Here is a 19,859-nt window from a genome sequence, read left to right on the forward strand (position 1 = left end):
CAATTTCTGTGGTAATTAACAATGAACAGCAAGCTAAGAGTACTAATTTCAATTATTTGTATCGCAACACTATTTTTTCACAAAACTCAGGTTAATATAGTGTTACTTTGGCGCAAGGATAATTGGCATGTTTAAGATAATCAAATGGTTACTAATAGGTTTGTTTGTTGTGATGTTACTCGCAACGGGGCTTGTTTATGGTGTACTAAACTTAAGTTTACCGGCACTTGATGGTCGCGGTAAAAGCGACGCGATTTCGCAATCAGTTAAGATTGAGCGAGATACCCTAGGACAGGCTGTTATTCATGCCGAAAACCGTTTAGATGCGGCTTATGCCCTTGGTTTTGCGCATGGACAAGACCGATTTTTTCAAATGGATTTATTGCGCCGCAATGCTGCAGGTGAACTAAGTGAGTTATTTGGTAAAGCTGCTATTGGGCTTGATAAAAAAATGCGCTTTCACCAGTTACGTAAACGTAGTCAGATTGCTGTTGCGCAATTACCTGCTAACGATAAAGCGCTATTAAAAGCGTACGCGAATGGGGTTAATGAGGGCCATGCGCAAGTAGGTTTCGATAGCTTTGAATATTTACTCACTGGCGCTGAAGCAAAGCCTTGGCAAAGTGAAGACAGCTTACTAATCATTTTTAGTATGTATTTAGATTTACAAACGGCCACCTTTGAGCGCGACAAAACACTTATCGAAATCGAAGATCTATACGGTAAGGCGATGGTCGACTTTATTACTCAGCCTAGCCTTTATCAAGCGGCACTCGACAACAGTCAATTAGCGCCTTATGACGGCGGTATTCCTAACCTTAAAGGTGCTCAATGGGCTATGACTGAGATTGCAGACCGAAAGGAGCTTGGTAGTAATAACTGGGCGGTTACTGGGCAGTTAACTGAAACTGGTGCTGCAATGTTGTCTGACGATATGCATTTATCGTTTGCTGTGCCAATTATTTGGTACCGTGCCCAGCTCAATTACCCACTCAATGGTGAAATGCAGCAAATCACCGGTGTGTCACTACCTGGGGCTCCTGCCATTGTTGTTGGTACCAATAATAAGATAGCTTGGGGATTCACCAATGGTTATCTAGATACAGCCGACTGGATAGCTCTTGAGAGTAAAGAGAAAACCTGGCAGATAGATGAACCTATCTTACTCAATGACGGCAACAGCGAAAATTACGCTTTAACCATGAGTGAGTATGGCCCAGTTACAGAAATCAACGGCAAACCTTATGCGCTAAGTTGGGTTGCCCACCATGAGTATGCGGTTGATATGGAGCTGCTTAAGCTTGAGCAGGCAAACAATGTTGATGATGCACTAGCGCTTGCGGCTGAAGTGGGTATTCCTGTACAAAATTTGATGGTTGTTGATGATAAAGGTAATGCAGCCTGGAAGAATATGGGAGCTGTGCCTGCCCGTAAAGAGCCCCATCAATTAGCGGTGGCTGAGCAAGCATATCCAGCACAGTGGCACGAAAACGAAACCCAGCGTCCATTTGTTAAAAACCCTGAAAGTGGCCGTTTATGGACAGGCAACTCACGAGTCGTTTCCGCAGAGGATGACCAGCGCTTTGGTAATGGTGCTTATGCCATGGGGGCTCGCTCGGCACAAATTCGCGACCGCTTATTTGAAAAACAACAGTTCAACGAACAAGATTTTTATGACTTACAACATGATAACGAAGCTCGATTCTTAACTTCTTGGCATAAACTGCTGGTCAAACAGCTTAGCACCGCAGGCGATAAATATGCCCTGTATTTAAAAGAGCTAAATAATTGGCAGGCATGTGCTTGTAGCGACTCAATTGGCTACACCTTAGTAAAACGCTACCGCAGTGAAGTGATTAACGGCTTATTTAGCCCGTTAGAGAATAAGCTAAAAGCCCTTGATAGTAGTTTAAAACCAGTAAAGCGAGACTTAGAGCCTGCTGTTTGGCAACTTATCGAAGCGCAGCCTGAAGCATGGTTAAACCCTGAGTATGCAAACTGGCAACAACAAATGATAGGAGCCTTTGATCGCGTTATCACTAAACTAACCGAGCAATACGGTAACAACCCGCACAGCTGGGAGTGGGGCAAGGTTAACGAATTAGTGATTGAGCACCCATTTGCCAAGCAAATACCTGCACTGAAAAGTTTATTGAATATGCCTACGGAGCCTGGGTTTGGCGATACCTTTATGCCTTCGGTGCAAGGACGTAGCTTTGGTGCTTCACAGCGCTTTATTGTTCAACCTGGGCACTTAGATAAAGCGATTATGGCTATTCCGGGTGGGCAGTCGGGGCATCCATTGTCAGAATTTTATCGTGCTGGGTTTAACGATTATATCAGTAATGGTTTAACGCCATTATTGCCACAAGAGATTGCCCACAGTATCACTATCGATGCGGTTAATTAACCGCATCAGCATCTTTGAAAGCAGGGCGTTGACCTTTAGCAATGGTAGTTTGGTTGCGTCCTGCGTGCTTGCTTTTATACAGCGCTTCATCAGCGTGTTGTAGCATTTTTTCTATTGAGGCGAGCGGTTGCCATTCAATAAGTCCAAAACTCATGGTGACCGTGAGATCGGGGAATTCATGATGCGCCTCTAGTTCGGCGATTTTTAAACGTAAAGTTTCAATTTTTGCAAAGGCTTGCTTTGCATCTGTATTAGTTAATAAAATTAAAAACTCTTCACCACCCCAGCGTACCGCTATATCGTCATCATTAATAAATTGGCGAATTAACCTTGCGACATTAATGAGCACCGTATCACCTTTTTCATGGCCGTAATTGTCATTAATATTTTTAAACTTATCGATGTCAGCCATAACGATGCAAAGACTGCTCTCAAGTTCTATGCTCTTTTGATGTGCTGCAGTGATTAATTTTTTTGCAAAACGGCGGTTGTAGAGCTTAGTAAGTGGATCGCGGGCTGCCATTTCTGTTAACTCAACCCGTTGCGACAAAGTAATTTCTCTGATTAGACCCATGCCATAGACCATAGGTAAACCAGCGATAATAATATTGATTACATTTACATGTGGTAGTAATTCTGGGTAAGCAAAGCTGTACTGAACATCTGAAAAAAATACATATAGCAGGGCGAATATCGCAATCATCACTAAGCTATATAAAGCTGCATGTTTAAAGGTTAATTGATAATCGATCATTAAAATACAAGATACAGTCCATAGGTAAAACTGGAACCCTGCGCCTAAGCCAAGGGTGGCACAGACTATGACCGCATGAATAATTACTTCAAGGCAAAATACTCTAAGTGCCAGCGAAGTCAGTCCTTGCTTAATTAAAAAGATGCCGCTTGCCCAAGCAAGCACACTCAAGATATTAACTAAAGCAAGCGTATTTGCCCCTATGTGAGCAAATACGGGGATCAGCAAGACATGAACAATCAACGCGAAATAGGCGATTTTAGAAATAATCAGAAATTTAACGTGTTCAATCTCTTCTAAGCCAGATTGCTTTGATTGTTTTAATAAGTGTTTGATCAATCCAACCTCAAATACACATGGAGAGTAGCGTAATTATAGATGAAAAATTGAGCAATGCAGGTTTATAATTGCTCGCTTTTGCTTTGTAAACGCATGTCACTGATGTTTATGAATGAAGCTAAGCGTTTGTTCACATCATGTTTGTTAAGCTTGGGGCTTGGCAGAGTGGGCATTTGATGCCACTCTAGTTAAAGCTAATCTAGAAACATGCTGAGCAATGTTTGCTGTGATTATTCTCTCGTGCCTAAAAAGGAGTAGCTATGCCGGCGGAAAAAACGCATTTAGAGATTTGTAATCTAACCAAAGAACAGTACCCACAAATAAAGACCCTCATGGATCAAGCGTACCCAGGGCTTGGTGGAGCTTGGCCAAGCCATACTATTTTTAGGCTAATAGACCAGTTTCCGGAAGGGCAAATAGGTATTGTTGACGATGGTGTCTTAGTCGGCATCGCCCTGAGTGTTCAGGTAGATTACGCGCGCTTTTCTAACCCACATACCTACGAAGATATTGTTGATGGCCATGACCGTGTATTTAGTGATCCTGAAGGTGATGCACTTTATGGTTTAGATGTGGTGATTTCATCAACTCACCGAGGTATGCGATTGGGACGTCGCTTATACGATGCACGAAAAGAGCTGTGCCGTCAGTATAACTTACGCGCCATTTTAGCGGGTGGGCGTATTCCGCGTTATTACAATCATAGTGCAGAGATGACTCCGATGGAGTACATCGAAAAAGTAGACCACAAAGAGCTGTACGATCCGATTTTAAGCTTTCAGCTATCTAATGATTTCCAAGTTAAACGTTTACTAAAAAAATACCTTCCTGAAGATCAGGAGTCAGTAGGTTATGCCACTTTACTAGAGTGGAATAACATTATGTTTGAGCCGACTGATACGGTACTTGAGTCGACCAAATCAATTGTCCGTGTCGGTGCCGTACAGTGGCAAATGCGCTGTGTTGAGTCTGTTGAAGAGCTACTTAAGCAAGTGGAATACTTTGTTGATACGGTGTCTGACTATAAGAGTGACTTTATTCTGTTTCCGGAGTTTTTCAATGCCCCGTTAATGGGCCTCACCGAGCAAAGCAATCAAACGGAAGCCATTCGCTATCTGGCCGAATACACAGAAACCTTCCGTGATGCAATGTCGCGCATGGCGGTTGAATACAATGCCAATATTATCACAGGCTCCATGCCGCTTGCTGAAGATGACAAGATTTATAATGTCAGCTACCTATGCCATCGTAGCGGTAAAATCGATGAGCAGCGCAAAATTCATATTACGCCCCACGAGCAAAATGACTGGGTGATCCAAGGCGGTGATAAAATTGCTGTATTTGAAACGGATGCGGGTCGTGTGGGTATTCAAATTTGTTACGATGTAGAGTTTCCTGAGCTGTCACGTATTCTCGCTAAGCAAGGGTTAGATATTTTGTTCGTGCCATTTTGGACAGATACAAAAAATAGTTACTTACGTGTTCGTCATTGTGCGCAAGCACGCGCAATCGAAAATGAATGTTATGTTGTGATTGCAGGCTCGGTTGGTAACTTACCTGAGGTTGAGAGTTTAGACGTACAGTATTCGCAATCAGCAGTGCTTACCCCTTCTGATTTCTCGTTCCCGCATGATGCGACCTTGAATGAAGCAACACCGAATACCGAAATGTTGCTATTCAGTGATTTAGATATGGATAAGTTGAAAATCCTTCACAGTGAAGGTACGGTAAGAAACTTAAAAGATCGCCGTGAAGATTTGTATGACGTGATCTTGAAAAAGCGAGATAACTAATGGCGTGGCTGTATTTAATTGTCGCAGGACTGTTAGAAATTGGTTGGCCAGTTGGCCTTAAAATGTCTCAACAGGAAGACAGTCGCTGGTTAGGTATTGCAATAGCTGTTGCCTTTATGGTCGCCAGTGGTTTTATGTTGTGGTTGGCGCAAAAGGATATTCCGATGGGGACATCCTATGCGGTTTGGACAGGCATAGGAGCCGCAGGCACTTTCTTAGTTGGTATTTTATTTTATGGGGATGCTGCCACTTTTGGCCGCATTGCCGGAGTACTGTTGATAATTAGTGGTGTAATAACGCTAAAGATTAGTCATTAAAAAAGCGGCATAGCCGCTTTTTTAATGACTAGAAACGCATCTAGTTAGGTAGCATTACCAGAATGGCTGCCAGTGCAATTAACACAAGCCCCGCCGTGTCTTGGCGTTTTAGCGGTTGTTTTAACCAAAGAATCGATACCAAAATGGTAAAGAATACTTCTATCTGCCCCAATGTTTTTACATAAGCAACATGCTGCAAGCTCATGGCGCTAAACCAACCAATAGAACCTAAACAGCTACAAACACTAACAGCGGTCGTGGTGCCTTTGTGATGCCACATTTTCTTAAATGTATCGCGCTCTTTTAATGCAATATACACGCACAGCATCAGTGTTTGTAAGCTAATAATCAGCACTAACACCCAAGCGGCAGAGTGCGGGAAAGTCAGTCCTGAATTTAAACTTGCCTCACGAATCCATGACGATGAAAGAGCAAATGAAGTACCACAGGCAAGCCCAAGCAGTGCGGTGCCCAAATTAAAGTGTTTAACATTCGCTATGCCACTTAATAGCAATACCGCAATTGCACCAATAAATACGCCAACCCAACCTAGCAATGACAGTGCTGAGCCAAAGAACATTACACCTAAAATCGCCGCCATCAGTGCTTCACTTTTGGCAAGCCCTGCGCCGACTGCAAAGTTATTCATTTTAAACAGTTTTACCATCAAACCAGTGGCAAGGATTTGGACGATACTGGCACCAACAATGTAGCCAATAAAAGCTAGGTTAAAATCAGGAAGTGCGGCGTCTTGATACTGATAAAGGGCAAATAAATACAGGGCAGCAATTGGGCTGGCAACGATAAAGCGAGCAAGTGTTACCCCGGCAACACTCACAGTTGCACTGAGTTTACTTTGCAGAGCGTTGCGCCACGACTGCATAAATGCCGCAAAAATAGTTAAGAAAATCCAAGTCATATTGAAATTAAATTAATGAGGAGAGGCAATTAGAGTAACAAAACCAAAGTATGAGAGCATTAGCTTATCGACCAACTTGAGAAAAACTCAGCTGTGACAATATGCCGCAGGGCTTTTATGCTGTCATTGGGCTATAGTGACAATGATGCTATTGCTAGCCGCTGCTGTTTTAAGTAGCGGCTTTTTTTTGTTTGCGGTAGGGTGAGCTATTACAGTTAAAAGATAAGGAAATTTCATGACCACATTGATTATCTGCGCACTCATCGCAGTGCTCATACCTTATTTAGCTAAAGCCCCCGTGGCTTTTGCACAAAATAAGTTGTCGGGCTATGACAATAAACACCCGCGTGAACAACAAGCTAAACTAACAGGCTTTGGTGCTCGTGCATTGGCTGCACATCAAAATAGCTTTGAGTCACTAATTATTTTTGCCGTCGCGCTGGCAGTTGTAATAGGTAGCAATAATGTCTATCAGGTGACAGAAACTCTGGCGATTATGCATGTTATCGCCCGCGTGTTGTATTGTATTTTCTACTACATAAACCAGGATATTCTGCGCTCATTAGTCTGGCTAGTGGGTTATGTTTGTGCTGTGGCGATGATTGCTGTTTGCCTCTAGTCACAAGCCAATGAGTTAAAAACCACAAAGCAAGCGGCTTAAATAAGGCGCTTGCTTTAGGGTCTTAAGTGGTTACTTTTACTTAGAGCTAACTTTAATTTTCTCTATTAAATCCTTTGCTTGATAGTTTTCGTCTAAGGCAAAATCGAGTTGCACTAAGGCGTTTTTAAAGCCAGATTCAGACGGCGCATATTGCCATTGTTTTAAGGCTCTTTTCGCTTCTCGATTGAAAACACCTTCAGGCTCTGCACTCACCACACTAACATTGCTGGTGGCGCCGCTTGGTAAAATATCGTATTTCAAAACGACTGAACCGCTAATACCTTGCTCTGCCGCTTGAATTGGGTATATCGGCTCTACGCGCATTACCGCTTGATAGTCTTTTGTCTTTTCAACGGACATCGGCTGTTTTGCAATGGCAAAACTGCTAAGCATGCCCATTGTAAAAATAACTAACGCTGTTTTTGCAATAAATGAGCTGTTGTCGATCTGCTTGATCTGATTTAGACGTTGTAACATGGTGTTTTTATCTCCGTATTGTGAATAAGCCATTAAGCCTGTTCTGCTAAAGCTTGCACAGTGCACTAATGCCTTACTGTATAAAATTCGTTGTTCAGTTGATTTATTTTTGAGTACTTGCTCATCACATGAAAGCTCTTGAATGCGGCGCAGACTTGCATAACCAAGCCAAGCGACAGGGTTAAACCACAACAAAATAATGGCACTTAAAGCGATGGCATTAATTAGGTTATCTTTGCGTTTAATGTGCACTGATTCATGCTCTAAAATAAGCGCTAAAGCATGGCTGTTGTAATGGCTTTGGTAGTTTGTTGGCAGCACTAGCTTGGTGTTTATAACCCCCACAACCATTGGTGAACTCACCTGATTGCTTTGGTATAAGCGCATGCTTTGGTTGCTGTGCTGATCAAGCGTAATTGGCGCTAATTGCAGTTTTGCTAAAAAGCGGTAATGAAAATATACGGCAGTGATCAGCAGTGCGGCACTAATAAAGCCATAAATAGCAAACCAAGTGAGCGTAAACTGCGGCATTATTGCTGTGTTTGGCGTGATAGTCAGCTTACTGATAAAGTCGTTTTGAATTGGCTTTAAGTGCTCTGGTAGGTTCGCTAACAATAAACTAATTGGTAAAAGCGCCCACAGTGTATAAACCAAGCGTGCCGACAGCTGGCTTAGTAACTTTCGCTCTAGCAGCAATAAAAACATAATTGCAGATGAGATCAAAAGTTGTTGATCTAACAACCAATTAAAAAATGCATCTAACATAACAACGCCTTATTTTTGCTGTTTTTCCCAATCATCGATAACCTTTTTCAGCTCATCAATATCATGTTGCGAGAGTTGCTCTGATTTAGCAAAGCCACTCACCAGCGGCGCAATTCGGCCATTAAAAAAGCGTTCAATAAAGCTTTGGCTTTCTTTTAATGTGTATTCTTCACGAGCAATGCAAGGGGTGTAGTTATACTGGCGACCTTGTTTCTCGAAGCTTAGTGCGCCTTTTTTAACTAAACGGCTGAGTAGCGTTTTAATGGTTTTTTCGTGCCATTCTTTATCGTCACTTAAACGCGCAATTACTTCACTTGCCGTGGCTGGGTAGCCAAGCCATACCGCATCTAATACTTCGAATTCAGCTTTAGAAAGTTCAATCATTTTTATGCCTACAGATGTAATCTATAATTTAAGATTACACGCGTAATCAATTAATGCAAACTTTTTTGTTAGAGAATGTCACTTTTTTTGATACTGACTATCTGTCCTTCGGGCAAATTCAGCGTGGAGAGTGAAAGATTTGCGATATCTGTGCGGTAAAGGTCGATGACTTTGTAGCCACAAAAACGAGCCATTTTACGTATTTGCCGATTTAAGCCTTGTTTTAAGACGATACAAAACTGCGTTTCGTTGACTTGGTTCACCGTGCAAGGGAGGGTTATTTGTTTATCGACAGGCACACCGCTCGCCATTTTTTTACAAAAGTCGCCATCAAGGGGCTTATCTACCGTAACTAAATAGCGTTTTGGTTGATGGTAATCAGGGTGGATCAGTTGATTACAAAACTCACCGTCATTGGTCAAAATCAACAAACCTCGCGAGTCTTTGTCGAGCCGGCCAATTGGGTAAACCCGAGTGGTTTTAGGCAGACTATGAATAAGACTGGTTGGGTCGTCAGCATTTAATTTGCAATCTATACCAACAGGCTTGTGATACGCAAAGTAGGTGAGTGGCGCTTTTGCTGATATTTTTTCGCCAAGTACAATCACATCATCGTGCTCATCAACATGATCTATATGATTTGCGGCACGGCCATTTACTGTTACATCACCTTGATCTATCAAGCGCGATGCTTGCTTTCGAGAGCAAACACCCGCATGGGCAATAAATTTAGCAAGTCGTACTTTTTCTGGCATGAGTGATTTTTGTACAATTAATTTGATCACAGTATATCAAAATCACGTATAAATAGTTCCACCACCAAAGAGGAACGCACATGCCTATCAAGTTATCAGAGCTTGCAGATCACCAACCACTGCAAAAGGTCATCCTTCATTCATTAGAAATGGCGCTGTATCAAGTGTCTGTGGTAATTAATAACGTTGAGTATTATGTTACTGATGAGCAAGGTGAGTTTATTCGTGATATTAGCCCGTTGCATATTCAAAAGCGTCTTGATCACCTAAGTTATGGCGATATGGTTTTACGCCACACCAGTGCTTATGATGAAATGTGCGGTCAGCCCGAAAAGCTGGCGAGTAACATGCTCGAAGTACCTTATGGCAAGAACCACTTATACTGATTAACGATATAAGCGTATACTGAGTCATAACATTCTATATACCCAAACCACCTCAAGATGCGAGTTTCAGTTGGAATTAAAAGCGATTTAGGCAAGGCATTGATTGCAAGTAATAGGGTTCTATTGTTAAAATCAATAACGCAGTATAAATCGCTTTTAAACCAACCCTTTGGGCGCTTCACAGGCACTTACTCTCATCGTTGTTACTTCTTAAAAGGGACTGCCATTCTTGCAAAGTAACGCCTTGATATTAAGCACCTGTGAAACGCTGAATTCTGCATCTTGAGGTGGCTTGGGTATATATGCTATGTATCAATTAAAAAGTGATGACTCAGCTGATCTAAACAACCAGCTAAGAGAACATATTGTGGCTTTCAACGCCGCGCATTTTAATGCCGAGCGTATTCCTTTAGGCTTTAAATTTGTAAATAAACAAAACACTGTTGTTGCTGGTATACATGGCCAAGTATTTGGTAATTGGCTGCTTATTGGTTGGCTTTGGTGTGATGATAAGACACGTGGTAAAGGGCTAGCGACACGATTGTTAGCTGAATTAGAGAGCAAAGCTAAAGCGTTTGGTGCAAATACCGCTCAACTTGATACGCTCGATTTCCAAGCCAAACCCTTTTACGAAAAAAACGGCTACCAAGTTAAATACGAAATGAGTAACTACCCACTTGACGGTTACCGTTATTTTATGGAAAAAAGCCTTTAACTATTGGCTTTTACTTACTTTGCTTTGAGCACGTCTTGCTCGGTAAAAGTAATCCCTAAGAAAGGAGTCGCTTCAGGGGCAAGCATAAAGGTGCGAATGTTCATATGGTCTTGCCCTTCAGGATTGGGCAACACGTCATCACGATAAAACGCGCCAAAGCAATCTAGGGTATTTTGTTTACTTAGTTGATTAAGCTTTGCAAAGGCAAAAATTTTACATGAGCCATTATTTTCATTTGCCTCGCTTAGCAGGCCATGATTGTTAAAACCGCTTGGGGTAAAATCGTAATTGCTGTCTATGACCGCCATGGTATCGGTAAACTCAATTTGCTGTGGTGTGCTTGCTAATGTCGCCAGGAATTCGTTAAGAGTCATTGCTTGTCCTTAAAAATTGTTCTTTATCAACTCTAACTCATTCACTTGCTGATTGATATTAAACTTAAAATTCTCTAAAAAGTTCATACCTAATAAACCATAGCCGGCATGATTTTCTATTACCAGCACTTCAAAATTACTAATACGCTGTTGTCCAACTTGAAACGATTCGAGCTGATAACGCTGTGCTTCGACAATTCCATTAGCAGTGTTTACTTCAAGTGTGCCAAGATAATTGGCTGGGGTGTTAAGCGAGTTTAATAATGTTTGGTTAATTACAGTAAAGCTAGCGCCCGTGTCGATCATCAGCTCGGTTTTAATATCATCGTTAATAATACTGTTTACTAAAAAGTGTGAACCTCGAGCGGTTAACTTTATAACTTCAACACCTGCTAAGGCTTGTTGAATCAACTGATGTAATTGCTCGGCCTGTGGTTTATAGTCATGATCTTCAGGCAGTTGATCTAGGGTAATTTGGCTTGCGACATAATCTTCTAAATGATAGTTAGCTAATGCATGGTTATATAAGTAATACGCGTTACCTGGCGCGTAATCAAGCCACTGTTGACTGCTATTAAGCAATGCCTGCCATTGTTGTGCTGCAGTTAGCTCATCAATATAGGATGCGCTTATCTCGTTAATTTGTTTGTTAAGTAGTTGCTTATCATTGCTGTCTAACTGGTTGCTAAGAGCCAGTAAGCTGATAATTCCCTGTTGGGTATCACCTTGTGCTATTAAACGCTTAGCATCAAGCTCAAGCATAGCGACATCGTAAGGGTGGTTATTTAAAAAGGCCGTTAGAAATTGTTCACTTAAAGTGAATTTTTGGTGGGAAAGCCATGATTCTAGTTGCTGTTGCCAAGCTCGTTTTAGCTGCCTTGCATAACGAGGTTCATTCACAAGTAATTGAGTGTACTCAGCAACCGCTTTATCGAATAACTGATTGCTAAATAGTGCAACTGCTTGCTGGAAGTGGGCAGGTAACGCCGTGCCTTTTTGTACTTTAGGCGCTGGTGCGACAGTTTCTATTTCTAACGGCTTTGCTGGGTTAAAAAGCTGCCAAATAAAGTAACCATTTAAACTAAGAGAACACAGTAATATTAATTTAAGTAAAGCATTCATCCGTTTCGCCCACCAGTTTTAAATCTTCGTTGCCTATTTACTCAGCATAAAACAAATTCTTCAAAGTCGTTACTTTTTAACTAAATGATTGAGCGCCATGATATTACTTATTTCAATATCCGCTAATCCTTGATAACGATATTGCATTGCTTGGTTATTTAGCCAAACACTTTGGCATCCGGCATTATTGGCGCCTTTTACATCAGTATCTAGACTATCGCCAATGTGCAAAATTTCCTTATGATTAACCTCTAACTGCTTTGCTGCGCTATCAAATAAAGCGCTGTGCGGCTTCGCTTTTCCGTGTGGGCCTGCTTGTAAAACTAACTCAAACACACCATTAAGGTTAAACTTTTCTACTTCGACATTACCATTGGTGATGGCGATGAGGCGGTAGTGTTTACCGAGGTTAGCAAGTAATTCAAGCACTTCATCAGTTACGGTTATTTGACTGCGGGCATCAGCGAATGCCTGATAAGCGTTTTCGGCATGCAACTGAGCTTGCTCTGCTGAAAAACCCAGATCTGTCATGGCATAGTGTAATGCTGCTTGTCGCCAGCGCGTAACGTCATCAATTAAAGTCGCATCTTGCTTTAAGGCATTATCGCGGCATGTTAACCAGTAGCTCATGCTATCGGTGGGCCACTGGTCTAGCGCTTCGAGGTAATCAGCTTGTGCTTGCAAGGCTGATTTTATGATCGGATGGTTGTTGTAAAGTGTGTCGTCTAAATCAAAACTTAAAACAGAAACTGGCGATAGGGCACGGTTAAATCGGATCATAATGACAAGGGTTTACTCTGATGTTGAGCGCTTTTTAGCGCGTGGATGGGTGTTATCGTACACTTTAGCTAAATGCTGAAAATCTAAATGCGTATAAACTTGAGTAGCAGACAAACTACTGTGTCCTAACAATTCTTGTACGGCGCGCAGATCCCCTGATGATTCTAAGATATGTGATGCAAACGAGTGGCGCAACTTATGCGGATGCACTTGCGAGCTGATCCCTTGCTTAATACCCCATTCTTGCATGCGAAGGCGAACCTGGCGTACGGAAATTCGCTTTTTTTGGCTGCTAACAAACACGGCTATTTCATCTGGGTGTGCAAATTGAGGGCGAATTTTCAGCCATGCTTTTAATGCGCTGAGCGCTTTGCTGCCTACAGGTAATAAACGCTCTTTGTTACCTTTACCACGGACTAAAATTTCGCCTTCAGTCGGGTTTATATCATGTATGTTAGCGCCAACTAACTCGCTAATGCGTAAACCTGATGAGTACATTAATTCCATCATGGCTTTGTCACGAATAGCTAAAGGCTCATCATCGGGCAACTCTAGTAGCTTAGCCATCTGGTCTACGTCTAAATTTTTGGGTAAAGGTTTGGAAAACTTCGGACCTTTAATGGCTTCTGCCGGATTATGATAATGTGCCTGACAGGCTATATTTTTGGCTTTTAAGAATTTATATAAACTGCGAATACAACTCAGTTTTAAACTGATTGTGCGACCACTTAATTGTTTGCTGCGCATTTGCATGCTGTAACGGCGAATATGCTCACCTTGAACGGCAAACCAGTCTTCACATAGTTTACTAAAGTACAAAGCTGCAAAGCCTAGCTGGCTGGTGTATTGGTTTACTGTGTGCGCTGAGTATTGTTTTTCGTAGCGTAAGTAATCTGCAAAAAGTTGGATGGGTGTACGCCAAGCATCACTTAATTCATTAATGTCTGGCGTCGTCACATCGCTCATGCAAGTTCCAATAAGCGCAGTTGCAATGAGCGCACAAACTCAAGGACAAAAAAGCTGTCTTTTGCCGGTTCGAAGTGATTTACGTCATCACTACCAAACGCTAAAATAGCCACAGGATGTTTCGTGTTACCAATTAGATATAGGGCAGTAGACTGAGTTGTGTCTGAAAATAGTAAGTCTCTTTCTTGCTGACTTACTCGACCTAAGTAAATACCGTCGTTTTGCAGGCGATGGGCAATTAACTCATCAAACTTTGTATCGTACTTAACTAAGTGACATTCGTTAATTGATGGATTTGTACAAATAATATTGCGTAAGTTGCTAGCTAGTGTCGTAAAGTCGTAGTTAGTCCATAACTGACGATGGCATTCACTGAATAAGCGGTAAATCAATTCGTTTTCTTTTACTTGCTCAACGAGCTGATCAATCTTATTTTTTAATAACGTATTGTGTTCACGTAATTGGCGCTGTTGAATATGTACCAAAGACGTTGTTCCCGCTGTTTGTTGCTGTAGCTCAACTTCAGCGAGCGCATCAGGGTTATTAATAAAAAAATCAGGGTGTGCTTTTAAATATTCAGCAATTTGTTGTTCTGTTAGTTTGCTCATAATGCCACTTGTCCATCAAATACATGCTCAGCAGGGCCCGTCATTCGTACAGGGTGGCCTTCGCCTTGCCAACGTACTTGTAAACTGCCGCCGGGTAAGTCAACTTGTACGGTATTAGCAAGTTTACTCTGAATTTGACCAACCACGACCGCAGCACAGGCACCTGTACCACAGGCTAAGGTTTCACTAACGCCACGTTCCCACACTCTTAGTTTAATGTGATCTTGCGAAATTACCTGCATAAAACCAACATTTGCGCGTTGAGGAAAACGCTCATGATTTTCAAGGAGTGGGCCTAAGGTTGTTACTTCTGCGGTATGAATGTCATCAACTTCTAACACGCAATGTGGGTTACCCATCGACACTGCGCCACTAAATACAGTGTGTTCTTCAGTGCGAAGTATATAGGTTAGCTCTCGCTTGCTGGCTTTTAATGGGATTTTGTTCGGTTCAAAATTGGGGTGGCCCATATTCACCGTTACTTGGCCATCTTTCTCTATATAAAGCGTGAGGTTACCAGATTTAGTTGAAACCGAAATTTTATGCTTATTGGTCAGGCCCTTCATACGTACAAAGCGGGCGAAACAGCGCGCACCGTTGCCGCACTGTTCAACTTCGTTACCATCGGCATTGAAAATACGATAATGAAAATCGAGATCAGGAGAGTAAGGGGCTTCAACCATAAGCAGTTGATCGAAGCCAATGCCGAAATGGCGATCTGCCAGCTTCTTTATTTGATCACGTGATAAAAAAACATTTTGAGTAATGTTATCAATAACGACAAAGTCATTACCTAGGCCGTGCATTTTTGAAAAATTAACTAACATAACGCTCTAATTCGGGTTTGCTCTGAGCTAATCATGCCACAGAGCAGGGCGGTTATAAAAACGTTTATGGTAAAATTTTCTCACCTTGCCAAAGGCTTTCTAAGGTTTCGCGTTGGCGAATTAAATGGCTTTGCTGGCCATCCACCATAATCTCTGCAACACGCGGGCGTGAGTTGTAGTTTGAGCTCATGGTAAAACCATACGCGCCAGCGCTGCGCTGCGCTAATAGGTCACCGGCTTGTAGTGCAAGCTCACGGTCTTTACCTAAAAAGTCGCCGGTTTCACAGACTGGGCCGACAATATCGTAGTTGTGAGTAGGCGTATCATCTGCGCGAGGTTCAACTGGCACAATACTTTGCCAAGCTTGATACAGCGATGGGCGCAACATATCGTTCATACCTGCATCAACAATAGCAAAGAACTTATCTTGGTTTTGTTTAATAAACTCAACCTTAGTAACTAAAATGCCTGCGTTGGCAGCAATCGCACGACCAGGTTCAAAAATAAGTTCTAAATCTTGGTAGTCTGCTAATCGAGCGGTAATTTTATCAACATACTCGCTCGGGTGAGGCGGCGTTTCGCCATTATAAGGCACGCCAAGACCGCCACCGATATCTAGGTGAGTTAGCTTGATGCCAACCGCTTTTAACTCTTCGATCAGAGTCAGTACTTTTTCAAGGGCTGCTATGAAAGGTTTAATTTCAGTTAGCTGCGAACCAATGTGGCAATCTACACCAGTAATGTTTAAACCGGGTAATGATGCGGCATGTTGATACACCGTCACTGCAGTTTGAATATCAATACCAAACTTATTCTCTTTTAAACCGGTTGAAATATAAGGGTGCGTTTTAGCATCTATATCTGGGTTTACACGAATCGAAATCGGTGCCACTAAGTTGAGATCCGTTGCCACTTTTGAAATACGCTCAAGCTCAGCCACTGATTCAACGTTAAAACACTTGATCCCCAATTCAAGTGCATAAGCAATTTCGTCAGCGGTTTTTGCAACGCCAGAAAACACAACCTTACTTGCATCTCCGCCTGCTTGGATAACGCGTGCTAGCTCACCTTTTGAGACGATGTCAAAACCTGAACCAAGTCGCGCTAAAATGTTCAGCACGGCAATATTTGAATTGGCTTTTACGGCATAGCACACCAAACTCTTATGTGATTTAGCAGCTTCAGCAAATGCTAGATAATGACGTTCAAAGGTTTTGCGTGAATAGATATAACAAGGCGTACCATATTGTTCGGCAAGCTCTTTGACAGCGATGTCTTCAGCGAACAGCTGATTATTTTTGTAGTTAAAAAAGTCCATCTATTGGTCCTGTTTTTGCTCTGGTTGTTCGGATGGATCAGCTTGTGGCTGAGACTTTGCAGGCGGCTTAGTATCATCTGGCAGATAAAGAGCACCACTTTGTCCGCAACCTGCTAGGGTTAGTAGAAGGGCGCTTAGAGGTAAAATGGTTTTTAATTTTTGGCTATGAGTCTCTTTCATTAGATTAATACGGTTGCTGGCTTTATAATCGCAGAGTAACAGAATATTTAAAAAATGCAGCTATTCGCGGATGAATTTATTCCTGTTACACTTGATGTACACAATCTGCCCCCAGATCTAGGCTTAAAGCCAGTTAAAGGACACTAAAATGACTGATCATGAATACCACACACTAGCCGATGCATTAATGCTAACTATTGAAGAGCAAATCGATGAATGTGATGCCGATTTAGATTATGAATCAGCGTCAGGTATTTTAGAAATCATCTTTCCAGATCGCAGTAAAATAGTGATCAACAAGCAAGCACCATTACACCAAGTTTGGGTAGCGACTAAATTTAACGGTCACCATTTTGAACTACGCGACGATAAGTGGATTGATAACCGCTCAGGTGCAGAGTTTTGGCAATTTATGTGTGATGCGGCAACCCGTCAAGCAGGTCAAACAATTGAATGGCGTTCTGAACTATGAGTTTAGAGTTTGTTGAGTACCCAGCACAAGGCGATCACAAAGCTACGGTTATCTGGCTACATGGTTTAGGCGATTCAGGTGATGGTTTTGCTCCCGTTGCACCGCAACTTGCTTTACCAAAAGAGCTTGGTGTGCGTTTTGTGTTTCCACATGCGCCAGTGCAACCGGTCACCATAAATGGTGGTATGGCAATGCGCTCTTGGTACGACATTAAATCAATGGATTTAGATAAGCGCGCCGATGAGCAAGGAGTGCGTGAATCTGCTGCAAAAGTAGCTGCAATTATTGATCAAGAAATAGCAAAAGGTATCGCTCCTAACAAAATTATTCTTGCCGGTTTTTCGCAAGGTGGTGTGGTATCGCTGCACTTAGCGCCACGTCTAGATTATAAATTAGCGGGTGTAATGGCACTTTCAACCTATATGTGTGTGCCTACAAAATTAGCCGATGAAGCTAAGCAGCAGGGGTTAAATATTTTTATGGCACATGGTCGACTTGACGATGTGGTCCCGCATAGCGCAGGCAGACAAGCATTTGACGTGCTTAGCGCTAACAACATGGAAGTAAGCTGGCAAGACTATCCGATGGCGCACCAAGTTTGTGGTGAAGAACTAATGGCTATTCGAGAGTGGTTAATTGCTCGCTTGAGTTAATTTTTGGTTTTAGAGGCCAACATGACAAAGAAACTTGTAATTACAGCAAATATGAATACCGTTGAACCGGTTAATTCAGCGCCGACGGCAGTAACTTATCAATGGCATTGGCGACGCATCTTTATGGTTAGCAGTGTTATCTTAGTAGCATTCGCTATTTTAGTGTATAGCTTTATTGGCGCTGTAAATGCAGAGCAATCACCGCAAGATGAGCCGCAATCAGAGTTTGCAAATGCTCAATTACAAGCCCCTTTAAATGACGCTGAGCAAGAAGAGCCAAAAGCAGTCGTTACTCCGTCAATGAATGAGCAAACACCGCTGGCTGATAACACAGAAACGGCTAAAGCAGAGGTTGTGGGTTCAAACATTGTAGAACCTGACGTTACAACAGTAGAGAATGAGAGCGACAGTGAGCAGGTTGTTGACGAGCAACAACCTGAGGCATCAGCGGTCACTCTTGATGAAGAGCCACTACAAACAGAACAGCAAGCCGAGATTGCTGCAGCACCCGATGCTCAGCAGCAGTTTTCACAGTCAGCACATATTGCCAGTGTCGCAATTGGCGCTAAAATAGACACAGATAAAGTAAGCCGCGCGGTATTAACAACCGATGTTGTTGATCGAGAACCAGTAAACGTTTTAAAGAACGATGTAAAATTAGCGCAAATAAGCAATAGCCTGAGCTTTTTTAGCGAGCTTAGAAATATGCAGGGGCAAACTGTTCGTCATCAATGGTATTACCAAGACCAACAGCTTGCTTCAATTGAATTAACGGTAAGTAGCCCACGTTTTCGTACTTATTCAACGAAAAACATCATGCCAGAGCAATTGGGTGATTGGCGAGTTGAAGTTATTGACGCAGATGGCAACTTACTGGCCCAAAAAGAATTTAGAATTTTAGCTGAGTAATATTTAGTATCAGCCAGATAATTAATTGGATTTTTCATGACACAGACAACAAAACTAGTTCGTATCGCGACCCGTAAAAGTGCACTTGCTTTATGGCAGGCAGAATTTGTAAAAGCTCAATTAGAGCACTTCCATGACGACGTAACGGTAGAGTTGGTTCCTATGTCGACGCAAGGCGATATTATCCTTGATACACCACTGGCCAAGATTGGTGGTAAAGGCTTATTCGTAAAAGAGCTTGAGCAAGCCATGCTTGATGGTCGCGCAGATATTGCGGTGCATTCAATGAAAGATGTGCCAGTTGAGTTTCCTGAAGGTTTAGCGTTACACACAATTTGTGAGCGTGAAGACCCGCGCGATGCGTTTGTATCAAACAACTACAAAAGCTTAGATGAGTTACCACAAGGCGCTATTGTTGGTACATCAAGCTTACGCCGCCAATGCCAAATTCGCGAAGCTCGCCCAGATTTAGACATTCGTGATTTACGCGGAAATGTTAATACGCGTTTAGCAAAACTAGATGATGGTCAATATGATGCAATCATCTTAGCTGCAGCGGGTCTAATTCGTTTAGAAATGCCAGAGCGTATTACAGCTTTTATCGAGCCAGAGGTATCATTACCTGCAAATGGTCAAGGTGCTGTGGGTATTGAGTGCCGTATTGATGATGAAGTGACAAAAGCACTGTTAGCGCCACTAGAACATAATGAAACACGCATTCGTGTAAATGCCGAGCGTGCTATGAATCGCCGTTTAGAAGGTGGTTGCCAAGTGCCAATTGGTGCATTTGCATTGGTCGATGGTGAGCAAGTGCATTTACGCGGTTTAGTGGGCGCTATTGATGGCAGCCAAATGCTGCGTGATGAAGTGACAGGCCCAGTGGCTGACGCAGAGCTGTTAGGTATTACACTTGCTGAAAAACTACTTGAGCAAGGTGCTGATAAAATTTTAGCTGAAGTATATAGAGACGCTTAA

23 protein-coding genes are annotated in these 19,859 nt (G+C 42.3%); 10 read left to right on the top strand and 13 right to left on the bottom strand.

Features of this window, described 5'->3' with window-relative positions; genetic code table 11:
- The first annotated feature begins 127 nt into the window (after window positions 1-127).
- Window positions 128-2,410, top strand: coding sequence for a penicillin acylase family protein (locus KQP93_RS00455; RefSeq protein ID WP_217875449.1), 2,283 nt, complete (start codon window positions 128-130; stop codon window positions 2,408-2,410).
- Here the strand turns inward: KQP93_RS00455 and KQP93_RS00460 are convergent.
- Window positions 2,403-3,503, bottom strand: coding sequence for a GGDEF domain-containing protein (locus KQP93_RS00460; protein WP_254907700.1), 1,101 nt, complete (start codon window positions 3,501-3,503; stop codon window positions 2,403-2,405). The genes KQP93_RS00455 and KQP93_RS00460 overlap by 8 nt on opposite strands.
- A gap of 260 nt (window positions 3,504-3,763) precedes the next feature.
- Between KQP93_RS00460 and KQP93_RS00465 the strand changes: the two genes are divergently transcribed.
- Both KQP93_RS00465 and KQP93_RS00470 read left to right on the top strand, forming a co-directional pair.
- On the top strand, window positions 3,764-5,296 hold the full coding sequence (locus KQP93_RS00465; protein WP_058585386.1) for a carbon-nitrogen hydrolase family protein: 1,533 nt from the start codon (window positions 3,764-3,766) through the stop codon (window positions 5,294-5,296).
- Window positions 5,296-5,613, top strand: a complete 318-nt coding sequence (locus tag KQP93_RS00470; protein ID WP_217875450.1) for a DMT family transporter — start codon at window positions 5,296-5,298, stop codon at window positions 5,611-5,613. The genes KQP93_RS00465 and KQP93_RS00470 overlap by 1 nt, the downstream gene beginning before the upstream one ends.
- A gap of 40 nt (window positions 5,614-5,653) precedes the next feature.
- Here KQP93_RS00470 and KQP93_RS00475 read toward each other — a convergent pair whose 3' ends face one another.
- The gene (locus KQP93_RS00475) at window positions 5,654-6,532 is read right to left on the bottom strand and encodes a DMT family transporter (protein WP_217875451.1); all 879 of its coding nucleotides are present in this window, start codon (window positions 6,530-6,532) and stop codon (window positions 5,654-5,656) included.
- 235 nt (window positions 6,533-6,767) lie between these two features.
- On the opposite strand from KQP93_RS00475, the gene KQP93_RS00480 reads away from it, so the two are divergent.
- Window positions 6,768-7,151 carry an MAPEG family protein gene (locus tag KQP93_RS00480; RefSeq protein WP_063700644.1) on the top strand — a complete coding sequence of 128 codons (384 nt, stop codon included), beginning with the start codon at window positions 6,768-6,770 and terminating at the stop codon, window positions 7,149-7,151.
- Between the two features lie 78 nt (window positions 7,152-7,229).
- Here KQP93_RS00480 and KQP93_RS00485 read toward each other — a convergent pair whose 3' ends face one another.
- From KQP93_RS00485 to KQP93_RS00495, 3 genes are all read right to left on the bottom strand, one after another.
- Window positions 7,230-8,435, bottom strand: coding sequence for a M56 family metallopeptidase (locus KQP93_RS00485; protein ID WP_217875452.1), 1,206 nt, complete (start codon window positions 8,433-8,435; stop codon window positions 7,230-7,232).
- Between the two features lie 9 nt (window positions 8,436-8,444).
- Entirely contained in the window at window positions 8,445-8,819 is a 375-nt protein-coding gene (locus KQP93_RS00490) for a BlaI/MecI/CopY family transcriptional regulator (RefSeq protein WP_054554650.1), read from the bottom strand.
- A 68-nt stretch (window positions 8,820-8,887) separates the two neighbouring features.
- Window positions 8,888-9,574, bottom strand: coding sequence for a pseudouridine synthase (locus tag KQP93_RS00495; RefSeq protein ID WP_217876720.1), 687 nt, complete (start codon window positions 9,572-9,574; stop codon window positions 8,888-8,890).
- A gap of 80 nt (window positions 9,575-9,654) precedes the next feature.
- Between KQP93_RS00495 and KQP93_RS00500 the strand changes: the two genes are divergently transcribed.
- Together KQP93_RS00500 and KQP93_RS00505 are read left to right on the top strand one after the other, a co-directional pair.
- Window positions 9,655-9,960: a DUF6482 family protein gene (locus KQP93_RS00500; RefSeq protein WP_062566248.1), complete on the top strand. Its 306-nt coding sequence runs from the start codon at window positions 9,655-9,657 to the stop codon at window positions 9,958-9,960.
- 307 nt (window positions 9,961-10,267) lie between these two features.
- Window positions 10,268-10,675 carry a GNAT family N-acetyltransferase gene (locus KQP93_RS00505; RefSeq protein WP_217875453.1) on the top strand — a complete coding sequence of 136 codons (408 nt, stop codon included), beginning with the start codon at window positions 10,268-10,270 and terminating at the stop codon, window positions 10,673-10,675.
- A 14-nt stretch (window positions 10,676-10,689) separates the two neighbouring features.
- Here KQP93_RS00505 and KQP93_RS00510 read toward each other — a convergent pair whose 3' ends face one another.
- The 8 genes from KQP93_RS00510 to lptM all read right to left on the bottom strand — a co-directional run bounded on the left by KQP93_RS00510 (window position 10,690) and on the right by lptM (window position 16,850).
- Entirely contained in the window at window positions 10,690-11,049 is a 360-nt protein-coding gene (locus tag KQP93_RS00510; RefSeq protein ID WP_217875454.1) for a HopJ type III effector protein, read from the bottom strand.
- 9 nt (window positions 11,050-11,058) lie between these two features.
- Window positions 11,059-12,171, bottom strand: coding sequence for a retropepsin-like aspartic protease family protein (locus KQP93_RS00515; RefSeq protein ID WP_217875455.1), 1,113 nt, complete (start codon window positions 12,169-12,171; stop codon window positions 11,059-11,061).
- A gap of 69 nt (window positions 12,172-12,240) precedes the next feature.
- The gene (locus KQP93_RS00520) at window positions 12,241-12,951 is read right to left on the bottom strand and encodes an HAD-IA family hydrolase (RefSeq protein WP_217875456.1); all 711 of its coding nucleotides are present in this window, start codon (window positions 12,949-12,951) and stop codon (window positions 12,241-12,243) included.
- Between the two features lie 12 nt (window positions 12,952-12,963).
- Entirely contained in the window at window positions 12,964-13,917 is a 954-nt protein-coding gene (locus KQP93_RS00525) for a tyrosine recombinase XerC (RefSeq protein WP_217875457.1), read from the bottom strand.
- On the bottom strand, window positions 13,914-14,525 hold the full coding sequence (locus KQP93_RS00530; RefSeq protein ID WP_217875458.1) for a DUF484 family protein: 612 nt from the start codon (window positions 14,523-14,525) through the stop codon (window positions 13,914-13,916). The genes KQP93_RS00525 and KQP93_RS00530 overlap by 4 nt, the downstream gene beginning before the upstream one ends.
- A complete protein-coding gene (dapF, locus tag KQP93_RS00535) occupies window positions 14,522-15,352 on the bottom strand; it encodes a diaminopimelate epimerase (RefSeq protein ID WP_054554658.1) in 831 nt (276 codons plus the stop codon). The genes KQP93_RS00530 and dapF overlap by 4 nt, the downstream gene beginning before the upstream one ends.
- A 64-nt stretch (window positions 15,353-15,416) precedes the next feature.
- The gene (lysA, locus tag KQP93_RS00540; protein ID WP_217875459.1) at window positions 15,417-16,670 is read right to left on the bottom strand and encodes a diaminopimelate decarboxylase; all 1,254 of its coding nucleotides are present in this window, start codon (window positions 16,668-16,670) and stop codon (window positions 15,417-15,419) included.
- Complete coding sequence (lptM, locus tag KQP93_RS00545; RefSeq protein WP_054554660.1) at window positions 16,671-16,850, bottom strand: LPS translocon maturation chaperone LptM; 180 nt, start codon at window positions 16,848-16,850, stop codon at window positions 16,671-16,673. It abuts the gene before it with no gap.
- A 148-nt stretch (window positions 16,851-16,998) separates the two neighbouring features.
- On the opposite strand from lptM, the gene cyaY reads away from it, so the two are divergent.
- Genes cyaY through hemC form a run of 4 tightly spaced genes read left to right on the top strand, consistent with a single transcriptional unit; the run spans window position 16,999 to window position 19,859 of the window.
- Window positions 16,999-17,322: an iron donor protein CyaY gene (gene cyaY / locus KQP93_RS00550; protein ID WP_054554661.1), complete on the top strand. Its 324-nt coding sequence runs from the start codon at window positions 16,999-17,001 to the stop codon at window positions 17,320-17,322.
- Window positions 17,319-17,975, top strand: a complete 657-nt coding sequence (locus KQP93_RS00555) for an alpha/beta hydrolase (RefSeq protein ID WP_217875460.1) — start codon at window positions 17,319-17,321, stop codon at window positions 17,973-17,975. The genes cyaY and KQP93_RS00555 overlap by 4 nt, the downstream gene beginning before the upstream one ends.
- A 21-nt stretch (window positions 17,976-17,996) precedes the next feature.
- Window positions 17,997-18,884 carry a DUF2914 domain-containing protein gene (locus tag KQP93_RS00560; protein ID WP_217875461.1) on the top strand — a complete coding sequence of 296 codons (888 nt, stop codon included), beginning with the start codon at window positions 17,997-17,999 and terminating at the stop codon, window positions 18,882-18,884.
- 36 nt (window positions 18,885-18,920) lie between these two features.
- Window positions 18,921-19,859 carry a hydroxymethylbilane synthase gene (gene hemC / locus KQP93_RS00565; RefSeq protein WP_175079610.1) on the top strand — a complete coding sequence of 313 codons (939 nt, stop codon included), beginning with the start codon at window positions 18,921-18,923 and terminating at the stop codon, window positions 19,857-19,859.

The organism is Pseudoalteromonas shioyasakiensis, assembly GCF_019134595.1.
Lineage (GTDB): Bacteria > Pseudomonadota > Gammaproteobacteria > Enterobacterales > Alteromonadaceae > Pseudoalteromonas > Pseudoalteromonas shioyasakiensis_A.

Bases quoted from the DNA above. Each gene is read 5' to 3' on its own strand.
- KQP93_RS00485 (WP_217875452.1), bottom strand. From the start codon at position 8,435: ATGTTAGATGCATTTTTTAATTGGTTGTTAGATCAACAACTTTTGATC.
- KQP93_RS00465 (WP_058585386.1), top strand. From the start codon at position 3,764: ATGCCGGCGGAAAAAACGCATTTAGAGATTTGTAATCTAACCAAAGAA.
- KQP93_RS00480 (WP_063700644.1), top strand. From the start codon at position 6,768: ATGACCACATTGATTATCTGCGCACTCATCGCAGTGCTCATACCTTAT.
- KQP93_RS00555 (WP_217875460.1), top strand. From the start codon at position 17,319: ATGAGTTTAGAGTTTGTTGAGTACCCAGCACAAGGCGATCACAAAGCT.
- KQP93_RS00455 (WP_217875449.1), top strand. From the start codon at position 128: ATGTTTAAGATAATCAAATGGTTACTAATAGGTTTGTTTGTTGTGATG.
- cyaY (WP_054554661.1), top strand. From the start codon at position 16,999: ATGACTGATCATGAATACCACACACTAGCCGATGCATTAATGCTAACT.
- KQP93_RS00560 (WP_217875461.1), top strand. From the start codon at position 17,997: ATGACAAAGAAACTTGTAATTACAGCAAATATGAATACCGTTGAACCG.
- KQP93_RS00505 (WP_217875453.1), top strand. From the start codon at position 10,268: ATGTATCAATTAAAAAGTGATGACTCAGCTGATCTAAACAACCAGCTA.
- dapF (WP_054554658.1), bottom strand. From the start codon at position 15,352: ATGTTAGTTAATTTTTCAAAAATGCACGGCCTAGGTAATGACTTTGTC.
- KQP93_RS00475 (WP_217875451.1), bottom strand. From the start codon at position 6,532: ATGACTTGGATTTTCTTAACTATTTTTGCGGCATTTATGCAGTCGTGG.
- lysA (WP_217875459.1), bottom strand. From the start codon at position 16,670: ATGGACTTTTTTAACTACAAAAATAATCAGCTGTTCGCTGAAGACATC.
- KQP93_RS00495 (WP_217876720.1), bottom strand. From the start codon at position 9,574: ATGCCAGAAAAAGTACGACTTGCTAAATTTATTGCCCATGCGGGTGTT.
- KQP93_RS00520 (WP_217875456.1), bottom strand. From the start codon at position 12,951: ATGATCCGATTTAACCGTGCCCTATCGCCAGTTTCTGTTTTAAGTTTT.
- lptM (WP_054554660.1), bottom strand. From the start codon at position 16,850: ATGAAAGAGACTCATAGCCAAAAATTAAAAACCATTTTACCTCTAAGC.
- KQP93_RS00470 (WP_217875450.1), top strand. From the start codon at position 5,296: ATGGCGTGGCTGTATTTAATTGTCGCAGGACTGTTAGAAATTGGTTGG.
- KQP93_RS00525 (WP_217875457.1), bottom strand. From the start codon at position 13,917: ATGAGCGATGTGACGACGCCAGACATTAATGAATTAAGTGATGCTTGG.
- KQP93_RS00530 (WP_217875458.1), bottom strand. From the start codon at position 14,525: ATGAGCAAACTAACAGAACAACAAATTGCTGAATATTTAAAAGCACAC.
- KQP93_RS00515 (WP_217875455.1), bottom strand. From the start codon at position 12,171: ATGAATGCTTTACTTAAATTAATATTACTGTGTTCTCTTAGTTTAAAT.
- KQP93_RS00490 (WP_054554650.1), bottom strand. From the start codon at position 8,819: ATGATTGAACTTTCTAAAGCTGAATTCGAAGTATTAGATGCGGTATGG.
- KQP93_RS00510 (WP_217875454.1), bottom strand. From the start codon at position 11,049: ATGACTCTTAACGAATTCCTGGCGACATTAGCAAGCACACCACAGCAA.
- KQP93_RS00500 (WP_062566248.1), top strand. From the start codon at position 9,655: ATGCCTATCAAGTTATCAGAGCTTGCAGATCACCAACCACTGCAAAAG.
- hemC (WP_175079610.1), top strand. From the start codon at position 18,921: ATGACACAGACAACAAAACTAGTTCGTATCGCGACCCGTAAAAGTGCA.